Annotated in this window: 11 protein-coding genes; 7 read left to right on the top strand and 4 right to left on the bottom strand. The window is 69.8% G+C overall.

The genetic code is table 11. The features are described from left to right. The first annotated feature begins 51 nt into the window (after positions 1 to 51). Positions 52 to 426, top strand: coding sequence for a F0F1 ATP synthase subunit epsilon (locus ACFYP5_RS00685; RefSeq protein ID WP_030915989.1), 375 nt, complete (start codon positions 52 to 54; stop codon positions 424 to 426). Between the two features lie 137 nt (positions 427 to 563). After that, a complete protein-coding gene (locus ACFYP5_RS00680) occupies positions 564 to 1,010 on the top strand; it encodes a DUF2550 domain-containing protein (RefSeq protein ID WP_389028696.1) in 447 nt (148 codons plus the stop codon). Between the two features lie 181 nt (positions 1,011 to 1,191). Here ACFYP5_RS00680 and ACFYP5_RS00675 read toward each other — a convergent pair whose 3' ends face one another. Then, entirely contained in the window at positions 1,192 to 3,063 is a 1,872-nt protein-coding gene (locus ACFYP5_RS00675; protein WP_389028693.1) for a glycosyl hydrolase family 18 protein, read from the bottom strand. 322 nt (positions 3,064 to 3,385) lie between these two features. Beyond that, on the bottom strand, positions 3,386 to 3,958 hold the full coding sequence (locus ACFYP5_RS00670; RefSeq protein ID WP_030971525.1) for a cob(I)yrinic acid a,c-diamide adenosyltransferase: 573 nt from the start codon (positions 3,956 to 3,958) through the stop codon (positions 3,386 to 3,388). 302 nt (positions 3,959 to 4,260) lie between these two features. Between ACFYP5_RS00670 and ACFYP5_RS00665 the strand changes: the two genes are divergently transcribed. The 3 genes from ACFYP5_RS00665 to ACFYP5_RS00655 all read left to right on the top strand — a co-directional run bounded on the left by ACFYP5_RS00665 (position 4,261) and on the right by ACFYP5_RS00655 (position 8,372). Next, positions 4,261 to 5,109 carry a 3-hydroxyacyl-CoA dehydrogenase family protein gene (locus tag ACFYP5_RS00665; RefSeq protein ID WP_389028690.1) on the top strand — a complete coding sequence of 283 codons (849 nt, stop codon included), beginning with the start codon at positions 4,261 to 4,263 and terminating at the stop codon, positions 5,107 to 5,109. A 227-nt stretch (positions 5,110 to 5,336) separates the two neighbouring features. Further along, positions 5,337 to 5,660: an STAS domain-containing protein gene (locus ACFYP5_RS00660; RefSeq protein WP_030916001.1), complete on the top strand. Its 324-nt coding sequence runs from the start codon at positions 5,337 to 5,339 to the stop codon at positions 5,658 to 5,660. A 231-nt stretch (positions 5,661 to 5,891) separates the two neighbouring features. Then, the gene (locus ACFYP5_RS00655; RefSeq protein ID WP_389028687.1) at positions 5,892 to 8,372 is read left to right on the top strand and encodes an ATP-binding protein; all 2,481 of its coding nucleotides are present in this window, start codon (positions 5,892 to 5,894) and stop codon (positions 8,370 to 8,372) included. A gap of 89 nt (positions 8,373 to 8,461) precedes the next feature. On the opposite strand, the gene nucS is transcribed toward ACFYP5_RS00655, so the two are convergent. After that, positions 8,462 to 9,133 (bottom strand): endonuclease NucS, encoded by a 672-nt coding sequence (nucS, locus tag ACFYP5_RS00650; protein ID WP_389028685.1) that lies wholly within the window; start codon positions 9,131 to 9,133, stop codon positions 8,462 to 8,464. Positions 9,134 to 9,404: 271 nt separating this feature from the next. On the opposite strand from nucS, the gene ACFYP5_RS00645 reads away from it, so the two are divergent. After that, positions 9,405 to 9,797, top strand: coding sequence for an SCO5389 family protein (locus ACFYP5_RS00645; protein ID WP_030916014.1), 393 nt, complete (start codon positions 9,405 to 9,407; stop codon positions 9,795 to 9,797). A gap of 77 nt (positions 9,798 to 9,874) precedes the next feature. Here the strand turns inward: ACFYP5_RS00645 and ACFYP5_RS00640 are convergent, their stop codons facing one another. Then, the gene (locus ACFYP5_RS00640; protein ID WP_389028683.1) at positions 9,875 to 10,927 is read right to left on the bottom strand and encodes an LLM class flavin-dependent oxidoreductase; all 1,053 of its coding nucleotides are present in this window, start codon (positions 10,925 to 10,927) and stop codon (positions 9,875 to 9,877) included. A 210-nt stretch (positions 10,928 to 11,137) separates the two neighbouring features. Here ACFYP5_RS00640 and ACFYP5_RS00635 point away from each other — a divergent pair, with 210 nt between their 5' ends. Further along, positions 11,138 to 11,467 carry an ATP/GTP-binding protein gene (locus tag ACFYP5_RS00635; RefSeq protein ID WP_267001756.1) on the top strand — a complete coding sequence of 110 codons (330 nt, stop codon included), beginning with the start codon at positions 11,138 to 11,140 and terminating at the stop codon, positions 11,465 to 11,467. Positions 11,468 to 11,477: the final 10 nt, after the last annotated feature.

The raw sequence follows: 11,477 nt of genomic DNA, 5'->3' as shown, positions 1-11,477 counted from the left end.
TTGACCCAACACCCGGCTCCAACGGCCGGGTGGTGACCCGAGGAGCCACTCTTGGCTGCTGAGCTGCACGTCGAGCTGGTCGCCGCGGACCGCAGTGTCTGGTCCGGCGAGGCCACCCTGGTCGTCGCGCGTACCACGTCCGGCGACATCGGCGTCATGCCCGGTCACCAGCCGCTTCTCGGTGTGCTGGAGTCGGGCCCGGTGACGATCCGTACGAGCGAGGGCCCAACCGTAGTCGCGGCTGTGCACGGCGGTTTCATCTCGTTCGCGGACGACAAGCTGTCGCTGCTGGCGGAGATCGCCGAGCTGGCGGACGAGATCGATGTCCAGCGCGCCGAGCGTGCGCTGGAGCGTGCGAAGTCGGAGACGGACGGTGCTGCCGAGCGTCGTGCCGATGTCCGACTCCGTGCGGTGGCGGTGCGTTAAGCACCCCGCCGAATGTTTTTACCCTCAGCCGCGGCCCGAGCTGGAACTCTCCAGACCGTGCCGCGGCTGAGGCGATGCAGGTGCAGTTGCAGTTCGGGCGGTATCCGTTACTCGACGATGCGAGGAGGTCGGTGGAGATGGTCCTCGCTTTGTGGGTATGCGGCCTGGTCGTCGTACTGGTCGCGGTGGGTCTCTTCGTCTTCGGCCTGCGCCGACGGCTGATTCAGCGCTCCGGCGGGACGTTCGACTGCAGTGTGCGGTGGGATGTGCCGGCCGAGCCGGATCTCTCGGGCAAGGGCTGGGTGTACGGCGTCGCCCGGTACAGCGGCGACCGCATCGACTGGTTCCGGGTCTTCTCGTACGCTCCCCGGCCCCGCCGGATTCTCGAGCGTTCCGCGATCGAGGTGGTCGCCCGGCGGCTGCCCGAGGGCGAGGAGGAGCTGGCACTGCTCTCGGACGCCGTCGTGCTCGGCTGTCTCCACCGCGAGACCCGCCTGGAGCTGGCGATGAGCGAGGACGCCCTCACCGGATTTCTCGCCTGGCTGGAAGCGGCTCCGCCCGGCCAGCGGGTCAATGTTGCTTGAGAACAACCCTCGCCGACAGGGGAATCCCCCCGGACGGAGTCCGGGGAGGGCGGACGTGACCCGACGGCCCTGGTGCACGGGCACGACCACGGACAAAGAGGAACCGGGGAGACAGGGGGCGGACCTGTCTCCCCGGCTGCTTTTCGGGGTCATGCGCTGTTCCGCACGAGTACCGCGGTGACTACCTCAGGCCGCTGTCGATCGCGCTGACGAGTTCACCGTTGCTGGTGTCCCCGCTGAACTCCCAGAAGAACGCGCCCTTGAGACCCTGGTTCTTCACGTAGGTCATCTTCCCGGCGATGGTGGCCGGGGTGTCGTAGCTCCACCAGTTGCTGCCGCACTTGGCGTAGGCGGTGCCGGCGATGGTGCCGGTGGACGGGCAGCTGGTCTTGAGCACCTTGTAGTCCTCGATGCCCTGCTCGTACTTGCCGGGTGCGGGACCGGTCGCCGTGCCGCCCGGGGTGGCCTGGGTGACGCCGGTCCAGCCGCGCCCGTAGAAGCCGATGCCCAGGTTCAGCTTGCTGCCCGCGATGCCCTTGCTCTTGAGTTTGGTGATCGCGGCGTCGCTGTTGAAGCCTTCCTGCGGGATGCCGCTGTACGAGGTGAGCGGGGAGTGCGGGGCGGTCGGGCCGTCCGCGTCGAAGGCCCCGAAGAAGTCGTACGTCATCACATTGTACCAGTCGACGTACTGCGCAGCGCCCGCGTAGTCGGCCGCGTCGATCTTGCCGCCCGACGAGGCGTCGGCGGTGATGGCCGCGGTGACCAGGTTGGAGCTGCCGAACTTCGTCCGCAGCGCGGAGACCACGGTCTTGAAGGCCGAGGCGCCGCTGCTGTCACAGGACAGACCGCAGGCGTTGGGGTACTCCCAGTCGATGTCGATACCATCGAAGACATCGGCCCAGCGCGGGTCCTCGACCAGGTTGTAGCAGGAGTTGGCGAAGGCGGTGGGGTTCTGCGCGGCCTGGGTGAAGCCGCCGGACCAGGTCCAGCCGCCGAAGGACCAGATGACCTTGAGGCCCGGGTGCTTCTTCTTCAGCTCGCGCAGCTGGTTGATGTTGCCGGCCACCGGCTGGTCCCAGGTGTCGGCGGTGCCGTCGACACTGGAGGCCGCGTCATACGTCTTCTGGTAGGCGGCGTAGGCGTCGCCGATCGCGCACTGGCCGCCGGCGACGTTGCCGAAGGAGTAGTTGATGTGCGTGATCTTGGCGGCGCTGCCGCTGGTCTCCAGGTTCTTGACGTGGTAATTGCGGTCGTAGACGCCCCACTCGGTGAAGTAACCGAGCTTGACCTTGCTGCCGGGATCGGGGTTTCCTCCGCCGCCCGTGGTGTGTACGGCCACCGAGCCGCTGGCCGGGCCCGTCTGGTCGGCGGTGTCACGTGCCTGGATCGTGTACGAGTAATCGCTGCCGGCGGTCAGCCCGCTGTCGGTGTAGGTCAGGCCGGTGACCGTGGTGACCTTGTTGCCGTTGCGCAGCACGTCGTAGTTCTTGATGCCGTTGTCGTCGGTCGCGGCAGTCCAGGTGAGCTTCACACCGGTGTCGGTGATGTTGCTCGCGGTCGGAGTGCCGGGTGCGGAGGGGGCGTTGTCGCCGGGAACGCTGCCGCCGTCACAGGAGGCTCCGTTCACCTTGCAGCCGGTGGGGGCACCGGGGCCGGCGCCGTTGAAGCCGAAGCTGACGCTGGCGCCGGGGGCGACCGCACCGTTCCAGCCGACGTTCTTGGCGGTCCAGTGGGTTCCGGAGCTGGTGACAGTGGCGTCCCAGGCGGACGTGACCGACGTGCCGGAGGGGAAGTCCCACTCGATGGTCCAGGAACTGAGGGCGGTGGTACCGGTGTTCTTCACCGTCCACTGGCCCTCGAAGCCGGTGCCCCAGTCGGACTTCTTGACGTATGTGGCGGTCGCCGAGGTGGCGGCCTGGGCAGGGGCTGCCAGTCCGACCATCGCGGCGAGGGGGAGCAGTAGTGCGGTGAGGCCTGCCATCGCCTTCGTACGGGTCGTGGTGGCCAGGCCGAATCTGAATCTGGTTCGGCGTAGGGGGGTCTCGGTGCTCAACGGTGCTCCTCGGGTGAGGTCCGGACAAACGGGGGTGGTCCGTGGACTGCAACCCTGCGCCGCCCTGAGCCCGCTTTGTCATGGCGCGCTCACCGCAGTGTGTTCGGTGAGGTTAGGAAGGTCTGGACCAATCGTCAAGAGGTCTGGACCAAAGATCGGAAGTAAACCTCGGATGCCCAACTCCTGTACCGGAACCGTCGCTTGGGGTCGGTCGTGCGGCCTGAGCGGCCCCTGCAACCGGCTGACGTGCCCTTCGGGCGAGTGGAACGGGTCCGCCCGGCTCGGCGGAGGACACGTGCCGAGCCGGGCGGACCCCGTCTTCCTAGCGCTCGCCGCCCGGCACCCACAGCACGTCGCCGAGTTCCTTGTTCGCCGTCCTCGCCAGGATGAACAGGAGGTCGGAGAGGCGGTTGAGGTAGGTCGCCGTCAGCGCGTTCATCACGTCGCCGTGCACTTCGAGTGCCGCCCAGGTGGACCGCTCGGCACGCCGGACCACCGTGCATGCCTGGTGGAGCAGTGCCGCCCCCGGGGTACCGCCCGGCAGGATGAAGCTCCGCAGCTTCTCCAGGTGCTCCAGGAAGTGGTCGCAGTCCGCCTCGAGCCTGTCGACGTAGTTCTGCTCGACGCGCAGCGGCGGATACTTCGGCTTCTCGGCGACCGGCGTCGACAGATCCGCGCCCACGTCGAACAGGTCGTTCTGCACGCGGACGAGTACCTTCACGACCTCCTCCGGCAATTGACCGAGCGCGATCGCCGTACCGATGACGGCGTTGGCCTCATTGGTGTCCGCGTACGCCGAGATCCGCAGATCGGTCTTGGCGGTGCGGCTCATGTCGCCGAGGGCGGTGGTGCCCTGGTCGCCGGTACGGGTGTAGATGCGCGTCAGATTGACCATGCGGCCGAGCCTATCCGGGCCCGTTCCCGCGGCTGCGGTCCGGAACGCGGACGGACGCGCATGCCGTGAGGACGTCACGCCTTCCTCGGCGGCGCGGTGCTCAACTGCGCGCGGCGCGCCACCGAATGACGCGTATCGATGTGATGTCCGTCATGTGAGACGTGACGCGTATCTCTTCACCGCCCCAGCGCGCCTCACGGGTACTAACCTCCGCCGGAGAGCATGTGAACAAGCGTGACGAATATGTCTTGGGAGCCGTCGTGGACGCCGGCGTCGAGGACTGAACACAAAGGGGTGCGAACGTGGCCAGGAAGCTCGCCGTCATCGGGGCCGGACTCATGGGGTCCGGTATCGCGCAGGTCTCCGCCCAGGCGGGCTGGGACGTCGTGCTGCGTGATGTCACCGACGAGGCCCTGGTCCGCGGGCGCGACGGCATCAAGGCCTCGTACGACAAGTTCGTCTCCAAGGGCAAGCTGGAGGCGGCCGACGCCGATGCCGCGCTGGCCCGCATCACCACGACCACCGACCTCGACGCGGTCGCCGACGCGGATGTCGTCGTCGAGGCCGTCTTCGAGAAGCTCGAGGTCAAGCACGAGATCTTCCGGGCCCTCGACAAGATCGTGCGGGACGACGCCGTGCTCGCTTCGAACACCTCCGCCATCCCGATCACCAAGATCGCGGCTGTCACGGAGCGCCCGGAGCGCGTCGTCGGTGTGCACTTCTTCTCGCCGGTCCCGATGATGCAGCTCTGCGAGCTCGTGCGCGGCTACAAGACGAGCGACGAAACGCTCGCCACCGCACGGGAGTTCGCCGAGTCCGTCGGCAAGACCTGCATCGTCGTCAATCGTGACGTCGCCGGGTTCGTCACCACCCGGCTGATCTCGGCGCTGGTCGTCGAGGCCGCCAAGCTGTACGAGTCGGGCGTCGCCACGGCCGAGGACATCGACATCGCCTGCAAGCTGGGCTTCGGTCACGCCATGGGGCCGCTCGCGACGGCGGACCTCACCGGCGTCGACATCCTGCTGCACGCCACGTCCAACATCTACACCGAGTCGCAGGACGAGAAGTTTGCCGCACCCGAGCTGATGCGCCGGATGGTCGATGCAGGTGACATCGGCCGCAAGAGCGGGCAGGGCTTCTACACCTACTGATTGTTCTCGGCCCCCGGGCGCCTGATCTGCCGTCGATCACGCCCGGGGGAGACGGGGATAAGTCCCCGGCTGCGGTGGTCCTCGATCGGGCCGTTGTCACTCCACGGAGTGAATTCGGTATCGGTTCGCTTACAGACGGAAACTTCCCTGTCGTTGCCGCAGTCAGTTGTGACAGAGACAGAAAACAGACAGACGACCGTGCCATGGAGCATTTCCGGGGAGCGCATATGCACATCAGGGGCGACCACGCCGAGCTGGTCGTCGGGGGCCGCCTCGACGTCCGAAGCGCGGCGGACGCCCGTACGGTCCTGCATTCGGCCCTCGACGACGGGGTCGGCGACCTGATTCTCGACCTGACCGAGCTGGATTCCTGGGATGCCACCGGTCTCGGTGTCATCATGGGTGCGCACCGCCGGGCCGGGCGGGCCGGACGGCGGCTGGTGCTCCGGGGTGTGCCGCCGCAGATGCAGCGCCTGCTGGTGGCGACGAGACTGCACCGCATTCTGGCGATCGAAGGCGGTATCGCCGCGGATTCCCTGCCGCGGGTTTAGTACGGGCGTCGGGGCGTTCGTCCACCCGCCCGAACCCACACAATCCTCACGAGACCGTGATGTCCGGGACGGCGCGGCACCCCGATGGTTCGTAGATACTGTGCGAAGGTTTAGGGTTCGGCCGTCCACCGATTGACGGAACCCATGCGGCGGACACCGGACCAGAAGCGACAGCAGGGCGTGCGAGGCCGGGAGGGGCAACCGTGCGCGACGCGTCTGGGGGGTTTGGCGATGGACCCGACACATCGGGGGCCGGAATTTTTCGGCCATGACAATGACGGCTACGGCGAGGACACCGGCCGACGGCGGTCCCGGGACCCGCTGAGCGCCGAATTCGGCCAGCAGCCGCCGCAGCAGGCTCGCGTCGTGCAGCTCTTTCCCGGCGACTTCCTGCTCACCGTCAACCCGGTCGACGGCAGCGAGGTCGAGCTGTGCCCCCCGGGGGAGCAGCCCGCCGCTCCGGTCCGCCGCACCCCCGTCGAGCGAACCGACCGCGAGCGCGCGGCCGCACCGCCCGTGCCGCCGGGACCCCCCGCCCCTCAACTGCCGCTCCTGGAGCGCTCGGAGGAGCGTGAGCGGCTGGTGCGCCTGCTGGCGCGCGGACGCTCGGTGCGGCTCACCGGACCGGCCGGGTCCGGACGCACCGCGCTGCTGAGCGCCGTCGCCGCCGACTGCGCGGACCTCGCTCCGGACGGCGTCGTGCGGCTCTCCGGCCACAAGCGCACCGCCACCGACTTGCTGTACGGGCTCTACGAGGCGGTCCTCGACGCACCGCTGCTGCGCCCCGACCGCGCCGCCCTCCTCGAACAGGTCCGGGGCATCGGTGCCGTCGTCGTCCTCGACGACCTGGAGTTCGGCGGGACCGCGCTGGAGGAGCTGCTCGACGCGACGCCGGAGTGCGCGTTCCTGCTCGCCGCGACACCCGACATCGCCGCACCTACCGCCGACTCGCAGCTCGAAGAGGTCTTCCTCGCCGGGCTGGGCCGCAGTGCCTCGGTCGACCTGCTGGAACAGGTCGTCGAGCGGTCGCTCACCGAGGACGAGGCGAACTGGGCGGGCGACCTCTGGTTCGAGTCCGAAGGGCTGCCGCTGCGCTTCGTCCAGGCGGGCGCCCTGCTGCGCCAGCGCGACATGCTGCGCACCGACCCCACCGCGTACGACGAGCACGGCTACTTCGACGGCCGGCCCGTCGACGATTCCTTCGACGCCTTCGGCCAGGACGCCGACGGCCACGACGTACCGCTGCCCAGCCTGGGCGAGGGGGCCGCGCCCGCCGCGCTGCTCGCCTCCCGGCTCAGCGGGGCCGCGCGCGACACCCTGCACTTCGCGGTCGCACTCGGCGGCGAGGTGCCGCACCAGGCGCATCTGCCGGCGCTCGTGGGGGACACCCACGCCGATGCCGCGCTCGGTGAGCTGGCCGGCTGCGGACTGCTCTCCCCGGCCGGCTCCCGATACCGGCTGGCCGCCGGTGTCCTCGCCCAGCTGGAGGCCGCCGGATACGGCGAGGACGCCGCCGCCCGGGCCCGTACGGCGGCCCAGCACTACGCCTGGTGGTCCGGGCACCCCTCGGTCACCCCTGCCCGCGCGGTGGCCGAGGCCGACGCGATCATCGCGGCCATGAACCAGCTGGTCCCCGGCGACGGGGCCGGACAGGCCAGCGCAGCCGTGCTGCTGGCCCGCAGCGCCGCCCCCGCCTTCGCCGCCGGGCTGCACTGGGGCGGCTGGGAGAAGGCCCTGCGGCTCGGTCAGGAGGCTGCCAGGATCGCCGGAGAGGTCGCCGAAGAGGCCTACTTCCACCATGAGTTGGGTGTCCTCGCGCTCTGCACCGGCAATCTCGACCGGGCCAGGGCGGAGCTGGAGGCGTCGATCGGTATGCGCGGCGCGCTTGCCGACAAGTCCGGGGCCGTGGCCGGACGTCGCGCGCTCGCCCTGGTCTCCGACCGCTCCGGCGGACAGGTGACCGGCAGCCGCCCGTCGGGTGAGGGGGTGCCGGCCGCGCGGTACGAGGAGTCGGCGCGCCCGCCCGTGGCCCTGCCCGTGAGCGGGCCGAAGGCCGCACCGCGTAGGTCCGAGGACGAAACCGCGCTGATATCCCGGATCACCCCGGCGGCAGGTACCGGTGTGTCCGGCGGCCGCAAGGCAGCGGTGCTGGTCGGCGCCCGGCGCAATCTCGTCGCGGCGGGCGCGGGCGTCGTGCTGGCCGCCGTGCTCGGCACGGTGGTGACGCTCGGCATGACGTCCAGCAGCGACGCCCAGGACGGCGGCGGCGTCACGACCGAGCAGCCGGCCGACGAGGGCGACATCGACGGCGGGCTCCCGGCCGACGAGCCGACGGACACCCCGACACCGGGCAAGGGCTCGTCGAGCGGGAGTCCCTCGTCGCCCGGCCCCTCCGGCAGTCGGATCACCCCGAGCGGCAACGGAGCGCCGTCCACGGGATCGACCGGGCCGAGCGACAGCCCGTCGTCGTCGGGCAGGCCGCCGACCGGGAGGCCCAGCACACCGGGGACGCCCACCAAGTCGCCGACCAAGACCCCTACCAAGACCCCGACCACGCCCGCGCCGACCCAGACCACGACGGAGCCGACGGACACCCCCAGTCCGACCGAGACGAACCCGGGACCGACCACGCCGGACACGTCCGTCTCGGCGAGCGGCCCGTCGACGACGGCGAGCGAGTCCGGCACCACGGTGGAGCCGACGGTGGCCTGAGACGGGACCCGTACGGACAGGCACCCGTACGCGCGAGGCCCCGGACCGCCGATGTGCGGTCCGGGGCCTCGCGTATGCGGGGGACGGCGTCAGAACAGCCGCAGCTTGTCGTCCTCGATGCCGCGCATGGCGTCGTAGTCGAGGACCACACAGCCGATTCCACGGTCCGTCGCCAGCACCCGGGCCTGCGGCTTGATCTCCTGCGCCGCGAAGATGCCCTTGACCGGGGCGAGATGGGGATCGCGGTTGAGCAGTTCCAGGTAGCGGGTCAGCTGCTCCACACCGTCGATGTCACCACGGCGCTTGAGCTCGACGGCGACGGTCCGCCCGTCGGCGTCCCGGCACAGGATGTCGACCGGGCCGATGGCGGTGGGGTACTCGCGGCGGATCAGGGTGTAGCCCTCGCCGAGGATTTCGATCCGGTCGGCGAGCAACTCCTGCAGGTGCGCTTCCACGCCGTCCTTGATGAGGCCGGGATCGACGCCCAGCTCGTGCGACGAGTCGTGGAGGATCTCCTCCATCGTGATGATCAATTTCTCGCCCGCTTTGTTCACCACGGTCCAGACGCCTTCGGTGTCGTCGGCGCCCTCCTTCAGTGTGCAGGGCGGTGACATCCAGTTGAGGGGTTTGTACGCCCTGTCGTCGGCGTGGATCGAGACGCTCCCGTCCGCCTTGACCAGGATGAGACGGGGAGCGGAGGGCAGGTGGGCCGTGAGCCGGCCCGCGTAGTCCACGGAGCAGCGGGCGATGACGAGACGCATGGTCGGCAACGCTACTCGACGACGGGTGCTCCACGCGATTCTCCCTCCGGCAACCCATCACCACCGCCTGTCACAGCCCTTCCCGCCCGCGGGCTTGCCCCTCTTTGCGCACCTTCGTTATTGGCCGGTTGTGTTCCCAATCTCCTGGTGCGGCCCGGACTGCGCCCTTACCGTGGAAGCAGGAGGTCGCCGTGTGTGTACGCTGCGTCGCCGTCCTCCTTCCCTGCCCGTAAGGCCCCGGCCGTCCGCCGGGGTCGCGAGAGGAGAACCCATGTCGCTCGACGTCTCACCGGCGCTGTTGGAACAGGCCGAGCGAGGCGAGGTCGACGAAGCCGACTTCGTCGACTGCGTCCGGACCTCCCTGCCCTTCGCATGGGAGATGATCAGCTCTCTGGTGGCCCAGCTGAAGGTCGACGGCGGAGAGTTCGCCGACAACCAGACGCCGCCGCCGGACGAGCAGGCACGTGGTCAGCTGTTGCGCGCGCTCGCGAGTGATGCGATACGCGGTGCGCTGCAGCGGCACTTCGGGGTGCGCCTGGCATTCCAGAACTGCCACCGCGTCGCGGTGTTCCCGCTGGACGCCTCGGTCGACGAGCGGTTGGCCCGATTCACCTCGGTGAGAGGTCAGTTGCTCAACCAGTCGCCCGAACTACGGGACTGCTGAACGCTTCTGCTGCCGCTCCGGGCCGCGGGAGGTGCAACTGGCTCCGGGGCGGCAGCTCCCCGTACTCATACGGGTGTTCATGTCAGGAGTGGCAGTACTTCGGTGCCCAGCCGCGCTACGTTCTCCTCCGTGGCTGCGAGATCTCCTGAACCCTCCGCCAGGAGCGCGAACCTGGTGATGCCCGTCCGCTCGGCGGTGGCGGCGAGCCGGTCGGCCGCGAGCCGGGGCGGGCCCACCGGATGAAGACCGCACAGCAACTCCGTGTACGCGACCGGATCCCGCATCACCCGGTGCCTGCCGTCGACCGTCACATGGGCGTCGAGCCCCTGCCGCAGCCAGCCCGGCATCGCCTTCACGAGCGTCTCCACGGCCTCCTCGCGCCGGTCCGCGATCTGGGCGACGCCCGCGGAGACATGGCCCGCCTCCCGGACGCTCTCCGGGGAACGGCCCGCGGCGAGGGCGGTGGAGCGCCACAGGCGGACCATCTCGGCCTTCTCCTCGTCCCCGCAGTGCATGCCGAGGAGCATCGGCAGGCCGTTCTCCGCGGCGAGTTTCACGGTCTTCGGCGAGGTGCACGCGACGATCACCTCGGGACCGCCCGGCGCGTGTGCGGTGTCCTCGCGGTGCTCGTCGAGCAGTTCGTCGGCGCGGGGGACCACCGCGACCTCACGGAAGCCGAATCGCTCCCCACGGCCTGCCACGCGCGGTTTGCTCAGCCAGTCGAGGAGCAGTTCCAGCGACTCGGGGAAACCGTTCTCGTACGCCTTCAGGCCCCCTCCGAACACCTCCAGATCCACCCAGGGGCCGCCCCGTCCCACGCCGAGGGAGAACCTGCCCCCGCTGGTGAGATGGAGCAGCGCGGCCTGTTCTCCCAGCGCCACCGGATGCTGGGACGGCAGCACGCTGACCGCCGTACCGACCCGGATCCTGCGGGTGCGGCCGAGCAGCAGCGCGGCCAGGGTGACGGCGGACGGGCAGACCCCGTACGGCACGAAATGATGCTCGGCCAGCCAGACCGAATCGAGTCCGGATTCCTCCGCGACCTCGGTGGACCGGATCGCGCGATGCAGTGCTTCACCCGGTCCCTGGCCCGGAAACTGGGCTGCCAGTACAAACGTTCCCACGCGCATCGCCAATTGCCTCCTTGCGGCCGACGCGGCTCTCCCCTATAGGCAACAACGTCTGACACGTGCCAAAGGCACGGTCCAGGCCGAAGTTGTTGCGATTTTCCGGTAACCCGGTCCGTCCCCCGGTCCCGTTCCGGGCCTCCTGGACGCCTGCCCCGCCCGAATGGCCCTACGCTGGACGGGAACTGCCCGGCCTGCCCAGTGAGGTGTCACGTGTCCCCGCGCCGCAACCGCCCCCGAGGCGGAGAGAGTCCCACCGGCAGCGCAAGCGAGGCGGGCGAGCGGTACGGCGGGGGTGGGCGCGCGGAGGAGTGGCAGGGCGAGCAGTGGTCGGTCCGCCCGGTGAGCGGAGCGAGCGCGGCGGGCAAGCGGTACCGCTGCCCCGGCTGCGACCAGGAGATCCCGTCCGGCGTTCCGCATCTCGTGGCCTGGTCCGAGTACGGCGGTATCGACGACCGCAGGCACTGGCACAAGGCCTGCTGGAATGCGAAGGACCGCCGCACCACAAGGGTGCAGCGGTCCAGGAACGCGCCGCGCTACTGAGCTGCGCCGA

Origin of the sequence: Streptomyces sp. NPDC005262 (assembly GCF_042872425.1) — a bacterium.
GTDB lineage: Bacteria > Actinomycetota > Actinomycetes > Streptomycetales > Streptomycetaceae > Streptomyces.
The sequence above is the reverse complement of the archived record's forward strand: the minus strand, read 5'-3'. Positions and strand labels throughout refer to the sequence as shown.

What these genes read in the sequence shown, in the direction of transcription:
- ACFYP5_RS00680 (WP_389028696.1), top strand. Translation starts at nt 564, where the DNA reads ATGGTCCTCGCTTTGTGGGTATGCGGCCTGGTCGTCGTACTGGTCGCG.
- nucS (WP_389028685.1), bottom strand. Translation starts at nt 9,133, where the DNA reads ATGCGTCTCGTCATCGCCCGCTGCTCCGTGGACTACGCGGGCCGGCTC.
- ACFYP5_RS00655 (WP_389028687.1), top strand. Translation starts at nt 5,892, where the DNA reads ATGGACCCGACACATCGGGGGCCGGAATTTTTCGGCCATGACAATGAC.
- ACFYP5_RS00660 (WP_030916001.1), top strand. Translation starts at nt 5,337, where the DNA reads ATGCACATCAGGGGCGACCACGCCGAGCTGGTCGTCGGGGGCCGCCTC.
- ACFYP5_RS00645 (WP_030916014.1), top strand. Translation starts at nt 9,405, where the DNA reads ATGTCGCTCGACGTCTCACCGGCGCTGTTGGAACAGGCCGAGCGAGGC.
- ACFYP5_RS00640 (WP_389028683.1), bottom strand. Translation starts at nt 10,927, where the DNA reads ATGCGCGTGGGAACGTTTGTACTGGCAGCCCAGTTTCCGGGCCAGGGA.
- ACFYP5_RS00670 (WP_030971525.1), bottom strand. Translation starts at nt 3,958, where the DNA reads ATGGTCAATCTGACGCGCATCTACACCCGTACCGGCGACCAGGGCACC.